This window comes from Blautia massiliensis (ex Durand et al. 2017) (assembly GCF_051861785.1).
Lineage (GTDB): Bacteria > Bacillota > Clostridia > Lachnospirales > Lachnospiraceae > Blautia_A > Blautia_A luti_A.
Map to the genome: position 1 here is coordinate 628,120 of NZ_CP146725.1, position 21,648 is coordinate 649,767.

Annotated in this window: 12 protein-coding genes; all 12 read right to left on the reverse strand. The window is 47.3% G+C overall.

From position 1 onward, the window contains the following. Positions 1–74: 74 nt before the first annotated feature. Positions 75–1,034: an ATP-binding protein gene (locus tag V9W66_RS03225; RefSeq protein ID WP_330575270.1), complete on the reverse strand. Its 960-nt coding sequence runs from the start codon at positions 1,032–1,034 to the stop codon at positions 75–77. Continuing rightward, positions 1,031–4,486, reverse strand: coding sequence for a cobaltochelatase subunit CobN (locus V9W66_RS03230; RefSeq protein ID WP_144093485.1), 3,456 nt, complete (start codon positions 4,484–4,486; stop codon positions 1,031–1,033). The genes V9W66_RS03225 and V9W66_RS03230 overlap by 4 nt, the downstream gene beginning before the upstream one ends. A 158-nt stretch (positions 4,487–4,644) precedes the next feature. Continuing rightward, the gene (locus V9W66_RS03235) at positions 4,645–7,425 is read right to left on the reverse strand and encodes an NEAT domain-containing protein (RefSeq protein ID WP_144093482.1); all 2,781 of its coding nucleotides are present in this window, start codon (positions 7,423–7,425) and stop codon (positions 4,645–4,647) included. Between the two features lie 140 nt (positions 7,426–7,565). Then, positions 7,566–12,074: an FIVAR domain-containing protein gene (locus V9W66_RS03240; protein WP_144100429.1), complete on the reverse strand. Its 4,509-nt coding sequence runs from the start codon at positions 12,072–12,074 to the stop codon at positions 7,566–7,568. 263 nt (positions 12,075–12,337) lie between these two features. Continuing rightward, positions 12,338–13,171 carry a hypothetical protein gene (locus V9W66_RS03245; RefSeq protein WP_118513693.1) on the reverse strand — a complete coding sequence of 278 codons (834 nt, stop codon included), beginning with the start codon at positions 13,169–13,171 and terminating at the stop codon, positions 12,338–12,340. Positions 13,172–13,362: 191 nt separating this feature from the next. Continuing rightward, a complete protein-coding gene (locus tag V9W66_RS03250) occupies positions 13,363–14,526 on the reverse strand; it encodes an RNA-guided endonuclease InsQ/TnpB family protein (protein ID WP_439362806.1) in 1,164 nt (387 codons plus the stop codon). After that, complete coding sequence (locus V9W66_RS03255) at positions 14,456–15,112, reverse strand: IS607 family transposase (RefSeq protein ID WP_439362993.1); 657 nt, start codon at positions 15,110–15,112, stop codon at positions 14,456–14,458. The genes V9W66_RS03250 and V9W66_RS03255 overlap by 71 nt, the downstream gene beginning before the upstream one ends. 89 nt (positions 15,113–15,201) lie before the next feature. Further along, complete coding sequence (locus tag V9W66_RS03260; protein WP_144095189.1) at positions 15,202–16,035, reverse strand: metal-dependent transcriptional regulator; 834 nt, start codon at positions 16,033–16,035, stop codon at positions 15,202–15,204. 597 nt (positions 16,036–16,632) lie between these two features. Then, a complete protein-coding gene (locus V9W66_RS03265) occupies positions 16,633–17,043 on the reverse strand; it encodes an HI0074 family nucleotidyltransferase substrate-binding subunit (protein WP_144095191.1) in 411 nt (136 codons plus the stop codon). Further along, positions 17,030–17,320, reverse strand: a complete 291-nt coding sequence (locus V9W66_RS03270) for a nucleotidyltransferase family protein (protein WP_118513700.1) — start codon at positions 17,318–17,320, stop codon at positions 17,030–17,032. Before V9W66_RS03270 ends, V9W66_RS03265 begins: the two co-directional genes overlap by 14 nt. Positions 17,321–17,394: 74 nt before the next feature. Beyond that, on the reverse strand, positions 17,395–19,641 hold the full coding sequence (locus V9W66_RS03275) for a DNA gyrase/topoisomerase IV subunit A (RefSeq protein ID WP_144100292.1): 2,247 nt from the start codon (positions 19,639–19,641) through the stop codon (positions 17,395–17,397). 15 nt (positions 19,642–19,656) lie between these two features. After that, positions 19,657–21,582, reverse strand: coding sequence for a DNA gyrase/topoisomerase IV subunit B (locus V9W66_RS03280; protein ID WP_144095195.1), 1,926 nt, complete (start codon positions 21,580–21,582; stop codon positions 19,657–19,659). Positions 21,583–21,648: the final 66 nt, after the last annotated feature.

A 21,648-nucleotide genomic window follows, 5' to 3' on the forward strand; every position in this document is an offset into this window, starting at 1 on the left:
CGAATACTCTCTTCCGCTCTGTTTTACCGGAAGGAATACTTCCTCAGAATCTGCCCGTCTTCCTTTTCCCGGATCTAGTCACCCTCCCCGGAAGCTTCCGGCTCCCTGGAGCTCTTTTTCCCGACGGAAAGAATCTCTTCCATTACCTGAGGATCCATCTGTCCGTCTTCCAGAGGATTTTTCCGCATCCGGTGAGGCAGAACATACCGGGCAGCCCGCTCAAGATCCTCCCGGGAAGCCTTTTTCCGGCCTTCCAGTGCGGCAATGGTCTGTGCAGTCCGGATCATTCCGATATCCGCCCGGTGGCCGTCAGTGCCGTAGGCAACACAGATCTGTGCCGCCAGCCTTAACAGCTCCTTTGGGACACGCACCGTCGGCAGAAACTCTCTGGCACTGCGGATCCTCTCGGAAAGCTCTTCCTGAGACTCTTTGTACTTCCGGCAGAAATACCCCGGATTTTTCTCATAGGCCATCCGGTTCTCAATGATCTGCACCCGCTTATCCACGTCTGTCTCTGCTTCCACATCCACCACCATGCCAAAACGGTCCAGAAGCTGCGGCCGCAGTTTTCCCTCCTCCGGGTTCATGGAACCGATCAGCACAAACCGAGCTGAATGAGTACAGGAAATCCCTTCTCTCTCCACGGTATTGCGCCCCGTTGCCGCCGCATCCAGTAACAGATCCACGATATGGTCGTCCAGAAGATTGATCTCATCCACATAGAGGATATTTCCGTCTGCCTCTTTCAGAAGACCTGGCTGGAACTGTTTTTCCCCGTCTTTCAGTGCAGCTTCGATGTCGATGGTTCCTGCCACACGGTCTTCTGTGGCATTGGCAGGGATCTCCACCACCCGGCAGTCCTTCATAAGTCCCGGGATAGCACGCACCGCAGTGGTCTTGGCCGTTCCCTTCTGTCCACGGATCAGCACCCCGCCTGCAGACGGATTCACCAGATTGATAAGGATGGCCTCCTTCATAGGTTCCTGGCCTACAATGGCCGTAAATGGATAATCATAAGTTTTTTCCCGCATCATTCTTCCGCCTCTCCTTCTGCCTCCAGATATGCCTCACGGATCTGGGACAGTTCTTCTTCCGTTGCCTCAAAATAGCCCCGGTTGCTGGCCTCCATCAGCCGCTCCATCATCTTCATGTATGCCCATTTGTTGCTTTTCTGCATCTGTTTCCGGAGTTTTTCATCCCCGGCATAGCACCGGGTCATCCGGGAAAAGGTCTCGCCTGTCACCGCATCGGTGGAGGCTGCAAACCCCATCACATTCTCAAACCGTTTCGCGATCTGCTGCACACCGTGATAATCATGGCGCATCATCCCCTGAATCCATTCAGGGTTTAGAAGCCTTGTGGCGATCCCACGCTCCAGAGAACTCTTAAGATCCTGCACCTTCACCGCCTCACCGGTGGTATCAGCCACCAGCATGACCGGTTTGCTGCCTTTTTTGTTCTCCACGGCTCTGGCAAGTCCGCCGTAAAATTCATAATAGTGATCCAGATCTGTCAGCTCATACTCCACATTGTTGCGCACCTGGGAAATAAAATCCACATGATCATACTGTCCGGCCAGCACTTCTTCGGCTTTCACCCCTCGCCTCCGGAAGGAATACCCGTAAGAGAGATCCTCGGTAAAAGAACTTCCGATCTCTGCCGCATCCTTCCAGCTGCCTTTTCGCACAATATCCGTAAACCGGGTTCCATACTCCCCTTCTTTGGGGCCAAAGATCCTGCAGGATGCCAGATCCCAGACCTCCCGTTCCTCCATTTCGGGATGGGATCTCTGGAGCTCTTCTGCCATCTTTCTGGTATTTGCCGTAAAATAACTCTTTTCCGGTCCTTCCTCAAGCCGGAGGATCTGCCGGAGCATGGCATTTAAGTTATCGATCAGGTTTGGATACATGTCCCGGAAAAATCCGCAGATGTGGATCACCACGTCCATACGTGGCCGGTCCATCTCCTCGGTGGGGATCACCTCCAGCCGGTCATCGTAACTGCTCTTTTCCGTTTTCAGACGAATGCCCAGATAATACAGGATCTGTCCGATGGTCTCACCCTGGCTTCTGGAAGTCTCCAGTCCCCAGAGGATCAGCGCCGTAGTGTCCGGATACGTCCCCGTCTTCTCATGATAAGCCTCCACCGAAAGCTGCGCCGCCTTCATTCCCCGCTCACAGGCCGTTCTGGTAGGCACCAGCCTTGGATCAAACTGCACCAGGTTCCGTCCGGAAGGCAGGATCGACGGATTCTTTACCACATCTCCTGCCGTTCCCACCGGAACATAGCCGCCGTCCAGTCCATATACCAGCCCGTTAAGTTCTGTCTCGTTGATCTCGTGAAGACCATCGGTGATCAGACTGTTTTCATACTCATAAAGCCTCTCTTCCAGAAGATCCAGATCTTTTTCCGAGCAGTTTTCTCCGGAATCTCCTTCCAGAAATCCGCAGTTCTTCCCTGCTTTTGTGATGTTCAAAAGAAGATCCCCGCACCGCTCCGGTGCACTCTGGATGCTCTCCCGGTACTCTCCGATCATTTCCCTGAGTTCCTGATAATCTCCATACAGACCGCTCTTTTTAAGCTCCGGTGCCTGATAGCTTACAAGCGTTGCCAGGGAACGGCGCTTGGCGATCATGGCCTCCGAAGGATTTCCTATATAATAGTAATAGAAATGTGGAATCTCTCCCACCAGCTGATCCGGCCAGCAGCTTCCGGTCATGCCGTTATCTTTTCCGGGCAGAAATTCCAGTGTGCCGTGGGTGCCGAAGTGGATCATGGCGTCCGCCTGAAATCCCTCACGGATCCAGTGATAAAAGGCCTGATATTCCCCGGAAGGCTTCCGGTTCCGGTCGTGATATCTTCCCGGATCCCCGCTTTCTCCCTCCGGGTCGCGAAGGGGCTGCAGTCCCAGAAAAACATTTCCCACACAGATCCCCCGGATGGGATATTCTTCTCCCTCAAACTCCCAGGTGATCCCATCTTCCCCTTCCTCGCACCATTGAGGCAGGTTGCAGTGTCCGCCTGTGACAAACACTTCCTGAAGCTCTTCGGGAAAGCGTCCCTCTGTATCATAGCCGGCCTCTTTCAGCCCCTCAAGCAGTCTGGATGCCGAGGCAAAGGTATCCAGAAATGCTCCTCCGAACACATTGCTCTCCCCCGGGGGATAATTATAAAAGATCACCGCCAGCCGCTTCTCTTCCCGTTTTTTCTTTCTAAGTTCCAGCCTCCGGGAAAGGCGCGCCACAAAGATATCGACTCGCTCCGCTATGGGTTCCAGCTGTGGAAAGACCGGTTCTTCTCCCTCTGTGCTTCCACTTCCCATAACCCCTACCGGAAATGTAAGGATCCCGCCGTCCAGCTCCGGAAGCAGGATGCTGATAAGAAACTCTCCGGGATTCACGGCATCCGCCCGCTCCCATTCCTCCCCGGAAACTCTGGTCAGGCAGAAGGGTTTGAAATAGGGAACATCCAGTTCTTTCAGGATTTCCACCGCCTGCACCGCATCTCCACCCATGGGCCCTGCACCCAGGCGGAAGGGCATCAGATTGACCACTGCCGAAACCGGTGTTTTCTTCTGCGTGAGAAATGCCCGCAGTTTCTTCAGATCCCCGTCCTCATTCTGGGAAAATGCAATGGGAAGCAGATTGTACCTCTCTCCCAGTTTCTCTGCCAGAGCCTGTACTACCGGCAGAAAATCATTGGGATAGGAATGTCCGTAAAAAAGCAGGGCCACGGTTTCCCGCTGACTGTCAAAAGCTGCCTTCTTCCAGAATTTCGCCGGTGTATCCCAGGTTTCCATGGAAAAAGGATCTTTCAGATAGACGCCGTACTCCACGGTACAGGGTTTCTCCTTCGGGAGAAATTTTCGTCCGCCGTACTGCCGGAGGATAAGATGCATAAAAGATTCCATATCTGTCCTGGTGGCCTGCTGCCAGTAATCGATCAGAAGAAACACGTTCTTCATATCCCGGGTGACACCAAACGGCAGCACATTTCCCATCATCATTGCCATCCGCCGCATCCGGTGCATTTTTGTAAGTGCACCGGCGGAGGATTTTTTCTCACCGTTGCCGGATACCTCTGCGCCATCGGTGCCGGACGTCCCGGACACATTCCCGGAATCTTTTTTCCCGCCGGAACCTTTCATCATTTTTCCCATGGCACCCATGGAAAAAGAACCCAGGCGGATATAGTCCCGAAGTGCGTTTCCAATGACGATCCGATGGCCCTTACAGGCTTCGAGGCCTTTTGCCACGATCTCCTGAAGCTCTTCGGAAGCCCCCATGGTATCCACCACCGCCACATCTGCCGTGGCAATATCCTTTATGATCCTTTCCGGTTCCAGAACGTATCGCTGTTCCTGTCCCGCAACATAGAAACAGACGATGGTCAGATCATCCTCCGGGTACTGCTGTTCATAACGTTTCCGGAATGCCTGGATCTGCCGGAGAGCAGGTACGGAAACCGCTGTTATCGTAATCTTCATAAAATCCCTTCTCCTGTCTGTATCGATCTGTAAAAACTCCTCCGCTGTATCAAGTATAACATACCCTCTGCAAAAAATCCCCCTCTGTCCTGCCGTATGCCAGGGGAAGCATGGGCCGGATGAGGGGGAAATTTGTCAGGTTATCAATTTTTCAGAGCTTATTTCACTCTTACAGTAACAAGAACTGTCTTTGTTCCTGCATTGTAGTTTGCAGTCGCTTTTGCGGAAATCTTCACTTTGATCTTGTAGGTACCTTTCTTCAGGCCCTTCTTTACCGTGATCTTTCCGTTTGTTTTATTTACGGTAAATGCAGAGCTTCCTGCTGTTTTTGCATAGGTCAGTGTTCCCTTACTGCTCACGGAAGCGCCAAGAGTAAACACCTGCGCTTTCTTACGAAGTGCACTGTAGGAAACATTTTTGGATGTGATCTTTGTCTTCAGGACCGGTGCTGCCTTGGCAACTTTGACAGTCAGGGTCTTTGTGGCAGCTTTGTAACTGCTGGTCGCTTTTGCAGCGATGGTGATCTTTGCGGTTCCGGCAGCTTTGATAGTCACTTTACCTTTTCTGTCTACAGTGGCAACTTTTGTGTTGGAAGACTTGTAAGTCATGGCTGTCTTTGCCTTTGCTCCAAGGGAGAATGCCTTGTCACCGTATTTTTTGGAAACCACATTTTTGGTGTTCTTTACTGCAACTGTGATGCTCTGTGCTGCCTGTTTCTTGATGGTGGAAGGATCTGTCGGAGCCTTCTCAGTCTCAGCGAAATCTGCATCTGCATCTGTGGTCTCTTTCAGTGTGGAGTAATCCAGGCGCAGATAAACGTTCTGTTTTCCGGAACCAGGAGTGATGGCATCCATGATCGGAACGAATACCTGAAGCGGGATCTCATTATTTCCTTCCAGAGCCTCTTCACACAGCGGGAAGCTGATGTCATTCGGATAATCTGTTCCGAAATCATCCTTCAGAGTCTTTCCGTTGGAGAACTGCTGAAGAGAATTTACAGTTACCGGAACCAGAGTTCCGCTTGGTTCTCCTGTCTTGGAAACCTCATAACCACTCGCATAGTAGTTCAGATCCTTCAGATATCCCTTCAGAGAAGTGATGGTCAGGCTGTTGAAGTTCATGTTCACATATGGAACACCGTTCTTTACTACCAGTTTGATGTTGTGGTTGATGGCATTGTTGCTCATGGACATATCCACCTTGTTTACCTTTACCATCTCACCGCTAAGCTTGTAAACACCGTCGGAAAGCTTTGCAAGCTCTGCTGCGCCGGAATCCTCAGAAAGATTATAAAGAGTATCCCAGTACAGAGTAATGGTGGAATTGATGTTGAACTTACCTGCGTCAAAGTATACACCGGAAACTTCGCCGTTAAGGTTTTTCATAGCTTCCACATAGAGATATACGTTGTTCACATAGGTCTGGCTGATGCCGTCAAGAGGAACTGTGATATCCGTAACAACCGTGCAGTCACCGATGGTCGGAGCTGTTGTGCTCTCTGTGGAATATGTTACGCCCTCTTTTGTAAGAGGCTGTGTAGTATCACCGTTTGGATAATATCCGTTATAGCCAAGAACATACAGCGGCTCTCCGGTCGTTCCGGAAACCATCTTGTAGGTCAGCCACATTTTTCCATCATTGTCCACACGAAGATATGCGCCAACTTTCTTGCTCTCGCCAACCAGTCCATGGTCAACCACGTCTGTACGGTCTTTCATCTCGATGTAGTAAAGACCTGGCGCCGGTTTTTCTGTCGGGGCATCCGGGATCACTTCCTGCTCGATCTTCACGCCAAGGGCATTCATGGTGGCGTTCTTTATGGCGTTGGAAGAATAGGTTGCTCCGGAAACAGTATCCAGATCGTTGAGCTTCTGGGCATCGTTCATATAGAGGCCTGTAAGCTTTTCCTTCATACCCTTTGTGCTGCCAAGACCATTGATGGCCTTGTTCAGGTACATCTGGTTATCGTCCGCATGGGTTCCCTTGAAATCATTTCCTGCAAGGGCAACATCGGTAATACGGCCATCCTTTACCGTCACCTGGGAGGTAACATTGTAATTACCAAACTGCTCCACCTCGGCTGTGCTGATCTCTGTAGTAAAATTCAGAGACGGATCCCCGGATTCCTTTGCGCCTGCATAGTCGATCTGAAGATAAGCATCCGGCGCATAGCCCATGGCATCTACATACATGCTTAAGTATACGCCTGTTGTGTTGTACGCATCTTTCGGAATGGCAAAGGAGATGGTTTCCGGAACTTCATGGTTTCCGTTTCCGTCTGCCTTGGCTACCGTCTGTGCTGCCACGATATCCGCAGCCACCGTCTCCCCAGACGGCTTTGTTCCCTGATAGATCTTGAAATCATAGGCATAATCGGTAAGCGTTCCCACGGTTACGCTTCGAAGGTTTGTGGAAATCTTCGGAGTTCCGTCTGCGTCAAATGTCAGGGTTCCGAATTTACCCGGGCATGCAACTGCCGCACTGTCCTGCTCCAGATTGTGGGCATTTTTCAGAGTCAGCGGAACGATGTAGGTTTTTGCAGTATCAAAAGCAACTCCGTTAAGAGTCACTGTTCCGGCTGCTTCTGCTGCCGGTGCGGTTCCATCGGTAAGGCCGAAAGGATCTGCCTCATCAGAATCGCTCTCTAACGTATCCTGGGAAAGATCCAGAGAATCTGCATCTTCGCTCTTCTCCAGCTCTACAGCGTCCCGGGAATCTTCTTCTTGGGATTCCTCTTCTGCCGGAGCTTTTGTCTCCGCTTCCTGCACATCGGTTTCTTCTTCAAAAAATCCCTGGTCCTCTGTCTCTGTATCTTCGGACAGGTCCTGTGTCTCTTCTGCGCTCACTACGTCAGGCTGATCCTCTGCCATGGCCGTTACCGGAACCATGGAAGTTGCCATCATGGAGGCAAGAAGAACTGCGATTACTTTCTTTTTCATTCTTTCTCTGCCTTTCTGTTATTTGTGCTTTTGTGCCCGGACAAATAGCCGCTTGTTGTCTCAGGCTAACTCTATACTGGCATTGTATCGTCAATGTTAGTTCCGTATAAGTGGAATCTGTTGATCCGAAGATCCGTAAATTATTTAACTCTTACAGTTACGGTTACAGTTCTGCTTCCTGCAGTGTAGTTGCCTTTTGCTGCGGACTTGATCTGAACTTTTACTCTGTAAGTGCCTTTCTTGAGGCCTTTCTTAACTGTAAGCTTACCGGTCTTGCTGTTTACGGAAACTGCACTGGATCCGGAAAGTTTCTTGTAAGTTAAAGTACCTTTGCTGTTTACAGAAGTGCCAAGTGTGAATACCTGTGCTCTCTTCTTAAGAGTGTTGTAAGAAAGGTTCTTGGTTCCGATCTTTGTTTTGATGGTCGGAGCTTTCTTGGCGATCTTGATGGTCAGCACTTTGGCTGTTGCTGCTTTATAAGTGCTGGTTGCTTTTGCGTTAATGGTGATCTTTACAGTACCGGCAGCTTTGATGGTAACTTTACCCTTGCTGTCTACGGTTGCGATCTTTGTGTTGGAAGACTTGTAAGTTAAAGTAGTCTTCGCTTTTGCTCCAAGGGAGAATGCCTTGTCACCGTATTTCTTGGAAACCACATTTTTGGTGTTCTTTACAGAAACGGTGATGGACTGTGTTTTCAGCTTGACAAGTTTTGCCTTGGCATCGGTAAGAGCCTTGGTTGCTGCTGTTACCTCTGTATCGGAGAAATCTTCACCATTCAGGACTGTCTCTGCGGCTGTGATGGCTGCTTTGTATGTCTTGTAGGATGCTGCGGTGTAGTCTGCTGCTTTTAACTTTTTGGCTGCTGTGATGGCAGATTTCAGAGCGTTGATAGAAGTCTCTGTAGCTACCGGCTGAAGAGCGGTTACTGCATCGTTGAATGCTTTGATCTGCTCTTCTGTGATATCCTCATCGATTGTTCCATCCAGCGTGTCATAGAGATCTTTTGCTGCCTTGTAGCTTGCCTTGGTGTAAGCAGAAGCATCCAGAGCTTCAAAAGCTCTCATGTTTTTACCAAAATCTGTAGATGCTACTGAGAAAGAACCATCTTCGTTCTTGGTAATTGTATACTGGGCAGCTCTTACTGTATTTTCAAGAAGGGCCTGTCCATCTACAGCATTTCCGTCTTCATCCTGCGCTCCAAATGTCCATGTACTATCCTGAACATATGCAGCGCCGGAACCTATTGCCGGATTAATTACTGTTGTTCCAATAATTTTAGTACCATTGATAACGTATAATTTACCAATAGAAACATACTGAAGCACTGGTGTTTCACAAGTTACATTATCAAGAATCAGGCCAGAGTCAAAATTCTGCTGAGAAGTAAATGCCCATCCATTAGCCACCAATTTTCCACTCTTATCTGCAGAACTGTCAATCACACGGCAAGTTCCACTGAAAGAAACCATTCCCTGTGCAAGTGTCAGTGTATGTCCATTCAGATCCAGTGTCATATTCTTGTAGTTTGTTTCAGAACTTGTGCTGATATCTTTGTTCAGTTTTACTGTCTGTCCTTCACCGGCAAAAGAAACGATCAGGTCTGCTTTATCCTCTCCCAGTTTCTCTGCTTCACTGCCATCTGCATTGTAGATGGTTGCTACCGGATCTGCAACAGTTCCATCCAGATCATCTACCAGTGTATAATATCCGGCATAATCACCTTCTGTTACTTCTCCCAGTTTTTTATTTGCAGGAGTTTTGTATGAATTATTATTTACAAGCTTATTCGCACTCTTGAAATAACCACCTTCGATTACTACCGGTGCTCCAGACGAATTGATTGCATAGCCTCTCTTACCTTCAGAAGTGTAAACACCGCTCTTGATTGTTACAGTTCCTGTTCCGTATGATTTAACAGCTGCTCCACGGGAGTCATTAGTTGAAACATCCATGTTTTCCAGTGTAACATCACCATTACCACTAAAGGTTATACCATTGCTGATTTTATCAGCTCTGACCGTGAGTTCATCTGCTTTAATAGTAACACTACCACTTACTGTATTACCGGTAAATGTTGCAGCACCACCTTCATTACTATACTGACTATAGCTCCACAGTGTTGAATTTGTAACCGAAACTTTTTCTCCCACACAGGAGGAAACTTCCATTCCCTTATCAGATGTACAATTATCTACTGTCACATCAATTCCGTTGGACATATTACTAAAATATACATTATTATTACTTGTAGTATTGCCTACAGCTTGTAATGTATTAACCAGTGCACAGTTTTTCAGTGATACCGCAACACGAGGAAGTCCAGCCAGATAATTCAGTGAATTATAAGACATTGCATTTCCAATCTGTCCGTCAATCGTAACACCTTCTGCAGACAAGGATCCCTTTTCTACAGTAATGGAAGCACTGGAATTCGTATTGCTTACATATTTCTCACGGGTGAGCTTACCTGTTTTTTCCGTACTGCTGTCGATGATCGTTACATCACCTTTGATACGGATCAGGTTGTCTGCCTGGTTCAGTGCATGACCATTGAGATCCAAGGTACCGCCACGGATGATCAAGTCATCACTGAGAGTCACATCTGCATCCAGTTTTACAGTACTTCCTGCTTTCATGTTCTCAAGCTGTGTCTGTACATCCGGTGCGATCTCGTAAGTTTTTTCTACGGTAGAAGTTGCACTTGTATCATCGCTTACTTTCTTTACATTATTCCAGTCAAAGCCAATGCAGGCATCCTGATAAACGCCCATGATCTCAATGTGCATACGGGTTGCAACTACGTTCTGTTTCAGATCCGGCACAGTAAAGCTAATCTTGGTCGGTTTTCTCTTTCCTCCAAGGATACCCAATTTATCTACATGTGCTTTATAACGGGCCCCTTTAGCAGAATTTGCAGTTCCATTGAGGAAATCCTGAGTATTTTCATAAATGGACCAGTCATCTGCACCACCGGACTGTGCAGATCCCAAAGCATCAGAAGTAACTGCTCCTAAACCAGTTGTAAGAGTTGCAGTTCCATCTTCATGGATTACCAGAGTTGCATCTCCTGTGAAGCATCCGGATGCCATGGATGTATGTTTCATGTAATCTTTGGTTGTATACTGCTGTGTAGCATCAATATGTCCTGCATTCAGAAGATTGATCGGAAGGCTGTAGGTTCCAGGTGTGAGTTTCTTTACGAAATCTCCACGTCCAACTGTCACTTCCATGGAAACTGCTATCAGTTTATCCATTGCTGTTTCCAGTTCATTGGCAGCACCTTTTACCTCATCTTTACTTCCACGATTGTCAATGACATCTTTTGCTCTCTGAATCACAGCTGCAAGGCCTGCCTCTTTCCAGCTGTCTTCCGTATAATCTTCCTCTTTCAGTGCCTCTGCTTCTGTAAGCTTCTGTAATAATACTGTTGTATCGTAAGCTTTTACCAGACGTCCTATCGGAGTGTTCAGAAAACTTTTCTTGCTTGCAAGAACCTTTTCTGTCTCACGGCCATCGATTGCTGTTTCCGCATTTGTGATCGAAGTCTGAAGATTTTTCCACCACTGCTGTACACTTTCTACAGTATAATCTGTTTCTACCATTGCTTTTGCCTGGTCAAGAAGTGCCAGAAGTTCTGCCGGGTCACCAGCTGCTTCAAGTTTGCTTACTACATCTGCCAGTGCAGTATTCGCCGCATCCACAGCCTCCTGAGATTCTTTTTTCTCCAGTGCTGCTTTGGCTGCTGTCTTAGCTGCATCAATGGCATCCTTATTTCCGTCCCAGGATGCCTTGGTGTATGCCATCTCATCAAGGGCATCTGCCTGTGCGATGGTTGCCTCCAGTGCGGATGTGTCTACTGCTGCGGCATCCTTCTCTGCGTTTGCATAATCAGCTTTCAGAAATGCATCCTGTGTTCTTCCTGCTGCCATAGTCATGGTTACATATACGCCGTCCTGGGCTTTATCCGGGATTGCGAATGTAATGCTGTTTACATTTCCGTCTTTATCGGTTGTATACTCTGCTGCTGTCGCTTCCGTTCCTACAGCCCCCTTGTATACCTTCCAGTCTGTTGCATAAACAGTCTGTCCCATCATGGTGATAGCCTGGATCGGTACGGTCAGTTTAGCGCTTCCGTCCTCTGCTACTGCCAGAGTTCCTTTGCCTGCGATGCAGGAATTTGCCATGGATGCTGCTGTGGTATCGTCTGCCTTCATCATGGATATGGTTACTTTATAAGTACCTTTTTCCAGATTGGTGTTTGCAGCTCCGAATCCGGTCTGTACCGTACCGGTAAGTTCAGCTGCCGGGCTCTCCTGCACCAGTGCCCCATCGCTTTCTCCGTCAGAGAATCCATCTTCGATAGAAAGCTCAGCTTCTGCTGCGTCTTCTGTCTCAGTCTGCTCTGCATTCTCGCCGGTAGCAAGTGTCACGTCCTCAGCTTCTGCCTCATCGCCAGCTGCTTCCTGTACTTTCTCTGCTGCTGCATCTTCCTCAGGTGCTTCTGCAGTTTCCGGTGTTTCTGCTACCTCTGCGGAAGCTTCATCCTGAAATTCCACTTCTGCCGCAGATACCGGCACGATGGATGTTGTTGCGATCAGGGCTGCCATCGTACAGGATGACAGGCGAAGCCATAAATTCTTTCTTCTCATTTCTTTCCTCCTTATGTGGTAAGGTGTCGCACACCCTTCTTTTAAGCAGGCCAGGGCACATTCTCTCCTGTTACCCATGTCTAACTCTCTGCTGTCATTTAATCACAAGTGTTAGTTTGGGTCAACTATTTTTTCGTTTTCCGTTCCCTGCGGGAACCATTTATATTTTTCAAAAATCCCGTAAACATGGGCATTTCCGGATTTTTGGCACAAAAAAAAGCCGAATTTTTTTCATTTCGGCTTTTAATCGGTCTGATTATTTTCTACAGCCAGAACATCAGAAGTGCGGTGCTCTCCGGCATATGGGCTTTGCCTACGCTGCAGGTGACGGTGATGGAGACCATTCCCTTTACGTTTCCCAGGTGGGTCTTCATAAAGCGGCAGGCACTTAGGGGAATGCGAACTTTGCCCTCCCGGATGGCGGCTTCGTAGAGCTGTCCCTGGTCTACGTATTTCAGGGATGAGAGCCTTCCCCGCATATCTGCCCCGTCGATCCGGGAATGGGCGTGCATCTCACGGGTGGTCAATTCCAGCCAGCTTCCTCGGGTATTGTTCCGGATGCAGGCCAGATGCTCGAACCCGTTGTTTGCCATGGAAAGCTTCGTTGTGCCTTCTGTGTTCAGCTGATAAATGGCAATTCCTACTTCGAAGCGGCCTTTTTCCAGCACATGATCCAGATAATAGAGGCTTCCTTTCTCTGCATTTGTCTGGTTTCGGGATTCCTTTACCTGGCCGGAATTTCTGGTCATTGTCATGAGAAGGCTGTAATCTACGTTCTCAATGAGCTGTCTTGTTTTTTCGGGGATCTCGGATGCCGCGATCCCGATCCGTTCCAGATAGGCGCCGACTTCTTTCAGGATCCTCTGGTATGTTTTCAGTGCGCGGGTACCTTTTTCGGTAAATTCATAGCCTTCACTCAGGTATCCTGCACCAATGCATTCTTTAAAAAAGCGGCTTACCGGGCCATGACTGACTCCGCAGGTATCGGCGATCAGCGCCACGCTGCCTCGTTTTTTGCCTATTTTTGCCAGTTCTGTCAGATAGCGGATCTGCAGCATGGATGGATGGAGCAGTCCTTCAGTGTTTTCTTTTTCCATAAGCTTCCTGCCACTCAAAATGTGATTAAACATACTCACATCGAGATAATGCAGATTCTCACGAATACCGCTTACTGTTTCTTTGTGTATGCTTTTGAGTAACCGGAGTTATCTCTACTCACAGATCCTAAGTACACTCCACAGTCGTTAATTCCCGAAATAGCCTTCGGTACATACTTACGTTTGCGGGATCATGCAACTTCGTAAGTCTCTGCATCTCTCAGATTCAGTGCTGCATTGAGATCTCTGTCCTCAATATATCCACATGTGCATCTGTAGATCCTGTCTGAAAGTTTCAGATCTTTTTTAATACAGCTGCAGCAGTGGCAGATCCTGGAAGATGGATACCATCGGTCAACTACCCTCAGTTCGATTCCATTTTCAGCACATTTTGTTTTCAATTCTGTCCGGAATTCATAGAATTTCTGGGACGCAACTGCTTTTGAGAGATGCCGGTTCTTCATCATCCCGGATATGTTCAGATCCTCAATCGTTATATGAGACGGCTTGGTTTTCACTATTTCAGATATTACCTTGTTGATATGATCTGTACGGATATTTTCTATCCGATGATGAAGTTTCTGTACTTTAAGCTTTTGTTTGCATATATTTGCTCTTTGAGCGGATTTTCCTTTCTTTAAGTTCTCATATTTACGGGAAAGCTTTCGCTGTGCCCGTCTTAATTGTTTCTCAAGTTTTCTGATCCGTGCTGTTTTATTGATATTTCTGTATACAGTTCCATTTGACACAACTGCAAAGTCTTTCAGCCCCAGATCGATTCCGATCCCATCAGTGAGATTTCCATCTGCTTCCGGAGCAGGTATATCGACAAGTGCAGACACATAATATCTGCCTGCTTTCATGGAAACTGCCCCGCTTCGGATCACATATCCATCCTTAGAGGTCGGAATGTAACCTTTTTCTTTCAGCCTTACCCAGCCAAGTGTTGGGATCTTGATTCTGTGACGTTCACAGAGACAGTCTTTGGGATTATTCTTTACAAAATACATTTTTACATCAGATCTTCCTTTTTTCTTATATCTCGGGAAACTACTCTGATGATGAAAAAATCTTGAAAAAGCGGTACAGGCATTTTCGATTGCATTCTTTACCGATTTGGAACTGACTTCTCTGATCCAGAAATATTCCGGATGCCCTGGAAGGTATTCATTGTTCAGCCATACACTGAACGACTTGCCGCTCATAAATCTTTCACCGGCATCATAACGTTCTTTATTATGAAACAGGTAGAAATTATAAATATATCTGCATGTGCCGATTGTCTTATGTATTTTGATCTTCTGCTCTTCTGTAGGATCGATCTCTGTCTTGAAGCTCTTCAGCAATCTCCTCATCCTTTTCTATCTGTTTTTTATACTTACGAAGTCCATATAATCTACAGGAAAACACATGAAGGATGGAAATAATATCCTGTACAAGTTCTTCCTGTGGTGACAGTTCTTCATTGTTCACCACCAGTATCGTTGTGTGGAATCTCATGCAGAATCTTTCAAACCAGTCGTATCCAAAACGGATAAATCTGTCTTTATGCGTGATCACTATGGTTTTGACCTTCTGCTCCATGACTTCGTCCAGTAATCCATTCCATTTCCTGCGGTTATAATTAAGTCCGCTTCCATAGTCTTCAATGCACTGGTCTACGATCATTCCTCTGGCATTACAGAACTGACGCAGAAATGCTGTCTGATTTTGAAGATCATCCTTTTGGTTTTTGGTAGATACTCTTGCATAAATAACAACTTTTCGTTTATCATGTTCTATATTTATACCTTTAAATTGAAGATACTGGTCATATGTGTAATAACGCCTGTCTGTTGGAGTTCGGTTTGCTTTTAAGATTCCCTCTCTGTCCCATCTCTGAAGCGTTTTTACAGAAACACCTAATAATTCAGCAAAATCTTTTGGTTTATAATTTGTGATATTTGATGTGTTCATAATATACCTCCATAAGTATATTTAAACACATTTAATATCTTTTTACAATATATTTAGTTACTTATATCATCCTCCTACCAGATATGTACATCCAGCTCCCGGCTGTTCCACTCCATGGGGTTCTCTCCTTCTCTGGCAAATGCCACCAGGGCGGTTCCTTCTATGACCGGATCGTGATGCCGGAGAAAATATTGAAATACGCCAGTAGGGATCAGCGGGTTGCCGTCTTTTTCGGCAGCTTTCATCCAGCCGGTCTCCGGATCCCGGTACCAGAGATCCAGACGGTTCTTGGTCTGGTCTGTGCGGAGGAGCTCGAAGCAACTATCTTCTTCTTTTACGTGGAGGCTGATCTGTTCCCTGTAGTCTTTAAATTCTGTGGTCAGTCTTCTCGGGCAGGTTTTTTCCATGTAGTAGATGCCCATCATGAAGGTGTAGTCTCCCGGTTCGTAGTAATACCGGAGGTCTGTTTTTTTCATGACACGCTCAAAGGTGCTTCCGTAGTTGATGAAATTATGGATCTGCTGCACGGTCTCTTCGCTTGCCACATGTTCCATGCGGCAGGCGTCTTCTTCTGCAGTTTCGCTGTTTACGCCTACATATTCCAGAAACTGAGTGAAGGTTTCATGACGGTGGCGGCATTCTTCTCCGCGGATGCGTCCCAGTTCTGTAAGACGGACGTAGGATTTGTTTTCTTCTGTTTTTACATAACCCCGTGCGGAGAGCTGTTTCAGATAGGCCAGCACTTCCCGCCGGGTCATCTCCATCCGCCCGCAGATCTCCGGAATGGTGATCCGGGCGTCCTTTTTTGCAAGAGAACAGAGCTCTTCCAGCATGTCTTCCTCGGTTTCTCTTTTGGAAGAAGGCATGCTGTGGCCCAGTTCTTCTGTGAAATCCTGATCATTTTTCATGGTTTTTCTGTACTGAACTTTATTTGTATTTGCGGCTATGTTAGTTCAGGCTAATTGTTATTATAGGAGATGGGGAGGTTTTCTGTCAAGAGGGCAAAAAAATCCGTACTTGATTCCAAATTGTTCTAAGATATGCTATACTGGCTGTGTTGTCCAACCGATACCCGGCAACGGGAGGAGGTGATTGTCATAGATACTATTCTTGTTTCCTTTATTGTCACTGTTACGGCAGGTGTGACTTGCCATCTCATCTGCAAATGGTTAGACAGACATGACAGGGACAACAAATAGCCTGGTGGATGCTCAACCACTGAAATAAAAAGAGAAGACCCCTCGGATGTATTCGCGGTACATTCCGAGGGGTCGTTCTTTGTCATAGAACTATTCTATTTCCTTTTGCCTACTGGCATTATAGCATATGCAAATCTGAAATTCAATATACCAGCTATCCACAATCCATGTTTTTTCCACTGTTTGACATAAAATCAGCACGGAAGTTTGGCACATACTGTCAAGAGGGCAAAAAATCCCCACCGGCCGGGTTAATATACCTGATCGGTGGGAAGTATATATTCTGTAAAATTGTATTCTCTTTATTTACGTCCAGTCGCTCTCCGCTTCTGCCAGCTTCTCCCTCAATGTTTTCTCAAGAGCCACAAAAGCCGAAATAAAGCTGTCGCGGATGAGCAGAATCATCTCATCTACTTCCTGCTCATTATATATATGGACAGATGTGTTACTCTTTTTCAGCATGAGCAGCCACACTGCTGAATCGTTTACGAAGCCCAGCTTATAGCCAAGCTGCAGGATTTCTCTCGGTAAACCGGTGTCTGCTCCTTCTGCCCCGTGGAGTCGCAGGATCTCCTGAAGAGCTTTCCAGGCAAGCTCGAAAGTCAGGTTGAACTGTCCGATCACGCCGGTTCTGTAAATATCGTTGTTATCCGCAAGTTTGAAATCTGCATTTCTTAATATAGTAAGACAATTAGAAAAATTATCAAGCTTTTTCATAGATCACAACTCCATCCTTTTTAATTTCTTTTTTGAGTTCTTCAGAAATTGAATCATCTGCATTAATTACATCAAACATCAGAAGTGAATGGATATTTTCTTTGATATCCCAGTAAAATGAATCAAAATCTCCTCCATATACAGCAATATCTACATCACTTCTTTCTGTATTGTTTCCTCTTGCACGGGACCCAAAGAGGATGATCTTTCTGACAGAATGTTTTGTGGCAAATGAAAATAGTTCTCTTATAACTCTTTCCGGAAGATCATATCGCATTTTTAACGCCTCCCATTTTCATATAACCCTATCATATCCTATCTGCCAGTTATCCGCAATCCTCTTCGCGTCTTTTATACCCGCGGCTTCACGCCCTTCGTATCTCTCTTAGCCAGTTTCACTTTATTCAGTACATACGGCTTATCATGATACTCAATGGCATATTCCTGGCGGCTCTCCAGGAGATAGGCGTGGTGGATGCGGTCTTCGCCGGTAAGCTTCATGCCTCGGACACCCAGAGCGTTTTTCTTGGTGACGGAGATCTCGGTTTTCAGGATACGGAGGAAGTAACCCTTCTCAGACTGGAACACCACCTGATCCATCTCGTCGGCTGCTCCTACGAATACAAGGCGGTCATCCTCTGCAAGCTTGGTGGAAACAATGGTACGCTTGGAAGCACGGAACTCTTCTCCTTTTACCAGCTTGCACATGCCGTTCTCTGTAACAAAGAGCACTGTGGAGGCTTCCACCTGGCTCAGCGGTGCCACATAAAGGATCTGCTCGGAAGTACTGTCATAATTACCCAGATTATCTGCCGGAACACCTTTATCACGGAAACGTACCAGCGGGATATCCTCTGCCTTCACTGTGTGGAGCTTGCCGGTATCTGTAAAGATACAGATCTTGTCCGTATTCATGCAGGTAAAGACATAGCGGCTCTCTGCATGAGCGGCATCCTTATTACGCTCGTAGGCATTCTTGTCAATGAGACGCATATATCCGAAACGATCCATCAGGAAGCAGACTTCGGTCTCTTCCATCTTCTTCTCCTCATAAACAGCTTCCTCTGCGTTTTCAATGGAAGTCTTACGCTTACTGCCGTATTCCTTCTTGATCTGATCCAGTTCACCCATGATCACTGCTGCCATGGAGTCATAATTATTCAGGATATCCTCATAAGCAGCAATGTTCTTCATGGTTTCCTCATGCTCCTTCATCAGAGCATCGATCTCCAGACCGATCAGCTTGTAAAGACGCATGTCCAGGATAGCTGCGGCCTGTTTTTCTGTGAATTTCAGGGTTTTTGCCGCTTTTTCGGAGGTCTTGGTCTTGAATTTAATCCCTTCTGTGATACCATCGGTCAGGCATTTCTTTACCTGGTCACGGCTCTTGCTGCCACGGAGGATCTCGATGATCAGGTCAATGACATCGCAGGCTTTGATAAGGCCTTCCTGGATCTCCCGTTTCTCCTGTTCCTTGGCAAGAAGGGTTGTATATTTTCTGGAATTTACTTCAAATACAAAGTCCACATGGTGAGCAATGATCTGCTTCAGTCCCAGTGTTTCCGGTCTTCCGTCTGCAACTGCCAGCATGTTGACACCGAAGGTATCCTCCAGTCGGGTCTTCTTATAGAGCATGTTGGTAAGATTCTCCACGTCTGCATCGCGCTTCAGTTCCAGAACGATACGGATTCCCTCCTTGGAAGACTGGTTGGAAATATCCACGATATCTGTGGTCTTCTTGGTCTCTACCAGGGTTGCGATATCATTAAGGAATTTTCCGATGTTTGCACCGATCATGGTGTAAGGAATCTCTGTGATCACCAGCTGCTGGCGACCGCCCTTCAGCTTCTCTATTTCCACCCGTCCACGGATACGGAGCTTACCTGTTCCGGATTCATAGATCTTTACAAGGTCGTCCTTATTTACTACGATACCACCTGTCGGAAAATCCGGACCCTTGAGATAACGCATCAGCCCACGGGTGCTGATATCATTATTCTTCATGTATGCCTTCACAGCATCCACCACTTCGCCCAGGTTATGCGGCGGGATGCTGGTAGCCATACCAACGGCTATTCCGTCTGCTCCGTTTACAAGGATGTTTGGAATACGCACCGGAAGTACTACCGGCTCCTTCTCTGTTTCATCAAAGTTCGGCATAAAATCCACAACGTTCTTATCAAGATCTTCCAGAAAAACCTCCTGGGTCAGCTTCTCCAGGCGGGCCTCTGTGTATCGCATGGCTGCGGCTCCGTCTCCCTCGATGGAACCAAAGTTTCCATGTCCGTCCACCAGTGTACGACCCTTTTTAAATTCCTGCGCCATGACTACAAGCGCATCATAAATGGAGCTGTCACCGTGGGGATGATATTTACCCATAGTATCTCCTACGATACGGGCACATTTACGGTACGGGCGGTCGTAACGGATGCCCAACTCATACATATCGTAAAGGGTACGGCGCTGTACCGGCTTCAGTCCGTCACGTACATCCGGCAGTGCTCTGGAAATGATAACGCTCATGGCGTAATCGATATATGATTTCTGCATGATCTCCGCATAATCGGTGCGGATGATATTGTCCTGTTTCGTATTCATAGTTTATTCTCCCAATCAAATATCCAGCTCTGCATCTGTTGCATGCTCATAGATAAAGGCCTTACGTGGCGGAACATCGCTTCCCATCAGGATCTCTGTCACATCGGAGGCCATGCGGGCATCTTCGATCTCCACACGCTTCATCATTCTTGTCTCAGGGTTCAGGGTAGTCTCCCAGAGCTGCTGGGCGTCCATCTCACCGAGACCTTTGTATCTCTGGAGTGTGAAGCTTCCCGGTTTATGGCTCTTACGGTATTTCTCAAGAGCCTTGTCATCGTAGAGATATTCCTCCTGCCCCTTCTTCGGCATTACCTTATAAAGAGGTGGCATGGCAATATACACATGTCCCTCATAGATTAGCTCCGGCATAAAACGGTAAAACAAGGTCAGAAGCAGAGTAGAGATATGAGCACCATCCACATCCGCATCGGCCATGATCACGATCTTGTCATAGCGAAGCTTCGTGATATCAAAATCATTTCCGTAGCCTTCGGAAAAGCCGCATCCAAAGGCATTAATCATAGTCTTGATCTCTGCGTTGGCCAGCACCTTGTCGATGGTAGCCTTCTCTACGTTGAGGATCTTACCGCGGATCGGAAGGATCGCCTGATAGTTACGGTCTCTGGCTGTCTTGGCCGAACCGCCGGCGGAATCTCCCTCTACGATAAAGATCTCACACAGTGACGGATCTTTCTTCTCACAGTTGGCCAGCTTGCCGTTGGAATCAAAAGAATATTTCTGTTTGGTAAGAAGGTTTGTCTTGGCACGCTCCTCGGTCTTACGGATCTTGGCCGCCTTTTCCGCACAGGAAAGGACGATCTTCAGTGTTTCCAGATTTCTGTCAAAAAACAGTACCAGCTGTTCTCCTGCTACCTTGGCGGTGGCTCTGGATGCGTCCTGGTTGTCCAGCTTGGTCTTGGTCTGTCCCTCAAAGCGGGGTGCCGGATGCTTGATGGAGACTACAGCAGTCATTCCGTTTCGGATATCTGCACCTGTAAAATTGGGGTCTTTATCCTTCAGTACACCGATCTCACGCGCGTAGGTGTTCATTACCGTTGTGAAGGTAGTCTTAAATCCGGTCAGATGAGTTCCTCCCTCTGCATTGTAGATATTGTTACAGAATCCCAGAACGTTCTCACGGAACTCATTGGTAAACTGAAAAGCAACCTCCACCTGGATCCCGTCTGCCTCTCCTTTAAAATAAACCGGATCATGGAGAGACTGTGCATTCTTGTTAAGGTCACGGATAAAGCCTACGATTCCCTCCGGCTCATGATACTCGATATCCTCAGGAGTGTCCCCTCTTCGATCCTCAAAATGGATGGTAAGCTCCGGATTCAGATAGGCAGTCTCATGAAGACGGCTCTTTACATCCGCTGCTCCGAATCTTGTTTTCTCAAAAATCTCCGGATCCGGAAGGAAATTCACACAGGTTCCGGTACCTCTGGTCTTCCCTAATTTGGGGAGAAGTCCTGCTTCCAGTTCAATGGTAGGGATTCCTCTCTCATAGTGGTCATGATGTATATAACCATCACGGCTGATCTTAATATCCAGATACGTAGATAATGCGTTCACTACGGAAGAACCTACACCATGAAGTCCTCCGCTTGTCTTATATGCGGAATTGTCAAACTTACCGCCTGCATGAAGGGTTGTAAAAACAAGACGCTCCGCAGATATTCCCTTGGCATGCATATCCACCGGGATCCCTCGTCCATTATCCTCTACTGTACAGGAACCGTCCTTCTCAAGAACTACATGGATACGGCTGCAGTACCCTGCAAGGTGCTCATCCACCGCATTGTCTACGATCTCATATATCAGATGGTTCAGTCCCTTTCTGGATACGCTTCCGATGTACATACCGGGGCGCTTTCGCACGGCCTCGAGGCCCTCCAGGACAGAGATACTGCCCGCATCATAAGTGTCTTTTTTTGCCATTCCACTGATTCCTTTCTTTTTATATTCGAACGTTTGTTTGTATTATACTCAAAATATATGTACTTG

Coding starts and splice junctions, on each gene's coding strand:
- V9W66_RS03225 (WP_330575270.1), bottom strand. CDS start 1,034: ATGATGCGGGAAAAAACTTATGATTATCCATTTACGGCCATTGTAGGC.
- V9W66_RS03230 (WP_144093485.1), bottom strand. CDS start 4,486: ATGAAGATTACGATAACAGCGGTTTCCGTACCTGCTCTCCGGCAGATC.
- V9W66_RS03235 (WP_144093482.1), bottom strand. CDS start 7,425: ATGAAAAAGAAAGTAATCGCAGTTCTTCTTGCCTCCATGATGGCAACT.
- V9W66_RS03240 (WP_144100429.1), bottom strand. CDS start 12,074: ATGAGAAGAAAGAATTTATGGCTTCGCCTGTCATCCTGTACGATGGCA.
- V9W66_RS03245 (WP_118513693.1), bottom strand. CDS start 13,171: ATGGAAAAAGAAAACACTGAAGGACTGCTCCATCCATCCATGCTGCAG.
- V9W66_RS03250 (WP_439362806.1), bottom strand. CDS start 14,526: ATGAGGAGATTGCTGAAGAGCTTCAAGACAGAGATCGATCCTACAGAA.
- V9W66_RS03260 (WP_144095189.1), bottom strand. CDS start 16,035: ATGAAAAATGATCAGGATTTCACAGAAGAACTGGGCCACAGCATGCCT.
- V9W66_RS03265 (WP_144095191.1), bottom strand. CDS start 17,043: ATGAAAAAGCTTGATAATTTTTCTAATTGTCTTACTATATTAAGAAAT.
- V9W66_RS03270 (WP_118513700.1), bottom strand. CDS start 17,320: ATGCGATATGATCTTCCGGAAAGAGTTATAAGAGAACTATTTTCATTT.
- V9W66_RS03275 (WP_144100292.1), bottom strand. CDS start 19,641: ATGAATACGAAACAGGACAATATCATCCGCACCGATTATGCGGAGATC.
- V9W66_RS03280 (WP_144095195.1), bottom strand. CDS start 21,582: ATGGCAAAAAAAGACACTTATGATGCGGGCAGTATCTCTGTCCTGGAG.